At 70.9% G+C, this 1683-nt stretch carries 3 protein-coding genes; 1 reads left to right on the plus strand and 2 read right to left on the minus strand.

Annotated features, from left to right (window positions below; all coding sequences use genetic code 11):
* Window positions 1–482 (plus strand): hypothetical protein (locus G5C65_RS36855; protein WP_165303392.1); only part of this gene is annotated, 482 nt, incomplete at its 5' end.
* A gap of 87 nt (window positions 483–569) precedes the next feature.
* On the opposite strand, the gene G5C65_RS36860 is transcribed toward G5C65_RS36855, so the two are convergent.
* Both G5C65_RS36860 and G5C65_RS36865 read right to left on the minus strand, forming a co-directional pair.
* Window positions 570–1031 carry an SSI family serine proteinase inhibitor gene (locus tag G5C65_RS36860; RefSeq protein WP_165303393.1) on the minus strand — a complete coding sequence of 154 codons (462 nt, stop codon included), beginning with the start codon at window positions 1029–1031 and terminating at the stop codon, window positions 570–572.
* A 306-nt stretch (window positions 1032–1337) separates the two neighbouring features.
* On the minus strand, window positions 1338–1683 hold a 346-nt coding region (locus G5C65_RS36865; protein WP_241266329.1), incomplete at its 5' end, for an ArsR/SmtB family transcription factor.

A 1683-nucleotide genomic window follows, 5' to 3' on the forward strand; every position in this document is an offset into this window, starting at 1 on the left:
GGTATCCGCAGGGGCCGGGGTATCCGCCGCAGCGTCAGGGCAGCGGGGTCAAGGCGTTCCTTCTCTCGTGGCTCACCGCGGGTATCGGCGCGATGCTGTTCGCCGGAATCCTCTTCCTGAGCTACGAGGACCTGTCCAAGATCGGCCTGCGGCTGATGTACCTCGTCTTCGCGATCGCGCTCGCCGTGGCCGTCGGCGGGGTCGCGGGCAGGATGGGCGGGCCCAACCCGGCCGCGTACATCGCCCCGGCGGCGCTGGCGATGGTCGCGTGCATCACGGGCGTCGCGAACGGCTACCTCTTCTCGCTGATGGACGCGGGTGGCAGCGACGCGCTGGACGCCATGATGGAGCACGAGCCGTTCGCTCCGCTGAAGTTCTGGTGGGAGGGGACGCTGAAGGAGGGCTTCGCGCTGCTCGGGCTCGCGATCGCGGGCGGCGGCGCCTTCGGCATGGCCAGCCTCATCGGCAAGAAGCAGCGGTAGCGTCCCAGGAGTTGCCCCAGGAGCCGAGGCCCCGGACACCACACTTGTCCGGGGCCTCTCCCCTGCCCGGGGCCGGTCCTCAGCGCCTCAGAACTGGAACAGGGCTGACGCGTTGAGCCGCTTGAGGCACGGGTTCGGGAACGTGTGGTCGAAGTTGATCCGGCGGTTCTTCCAGTAGCCGTCGACCGTGACGGTGATCGGGTTGTACTCCTTGGTGCAGATCCCGTCCCGGTTCAGGTCCGCCAGGGTGCGCAGGTCGCCGCCCGCGCGGGTCAGGTCGTCGCAGGCCCGCAGCGGCTTGGGGTGGTCGCCGTCCGGTACGTAGGGCCCGCACTCCAGGGTGACCACGCGCTCGGGGACCATCACCCCGGTGACCCCGCTGTGCCCGACCGCGAGGACGAACTTGGACGTGCCGGCGGGCCGCGGACTGTCGTCGTCGCCTGCGGTGTGCGCCGCGTCCGCGGCGCCGGCGGTACCGGTGGCCAGCCCCGCCAGACAGGTGACGGCCGCCAGTGCGACGGCCATGGTTCGCCTGCTGTTCTTGCGCATAGTGAGCACTCCTTCACTCGAAGTGGCGTGTGCGGATAGGAGTGTTCCGTATGCGGACCGTGCTCGTGTGCGCACCCCTGGTGGTTCGGTCACGATATGCGGACACCGTGTGGCTGATATGTGACAGCCGTGTGGTGTGGGTGTTTCCGGGCGTGGCCCGGGCACGGGCAGATGGGGTCGGGGGTACGGGTGGCCGATATCACGCGCCATTCGGGCGAGTTGTCCCGGTTCGCGGCGTGCGGTCCCGGTGCGGACCGGCGGGCGCCGCCATCCCAACCCGACCGGAATGCAACGGTCGGGCCGCTCTCAGCCCTCCGCCGGTGACCCCGCGTTCGTCACGTCCGCCCCGTCCGTCGCGCCCGTCGCGACCGCCCCGACCGTCCCGACCGCCCCGTCCGTGAGGCCGAGTCGCAGGTGCTCGACGTGGTACAGCGCCTGGTCCAGCAGTTCGGCGACGTGGCTGTCGTAGAGCGCGTACACGATCGAGCGGCCCTTGCGGGTGCCGGTCACCAGGCCCAGGTTCCGCAGCAGCCGCAGCTGGTGGGAGCACGCGGACTGCTCCATGCCCACCGTCGCGGCCAGTTCGGTCGCCGCACAGGGCCCCTCGCGCAGCCGGGCCAGGATCAGCAGCCGGGAGGGGGTGGCGAGGGCC

This window comes from Streptomyces boncukensis, from assembly GCF_011045075.1.
GTDB lineage: Bacteria > Actinomycetota > Actinomycetes > Streptomycetales > Streptomycetaceae > Streptomyces > Streptomyces boncukensis.

Bases quoted from the DNA above. Each gene is read 5' to 3' on its own strand.
- G5C65_RS36860 (WP_165303393.1), bottom strand. From the start codon at position 1,031: ATGCGCAAGAACAGCAGGCGAACCATGGCCGTCGCACTGGCGGCCGTC.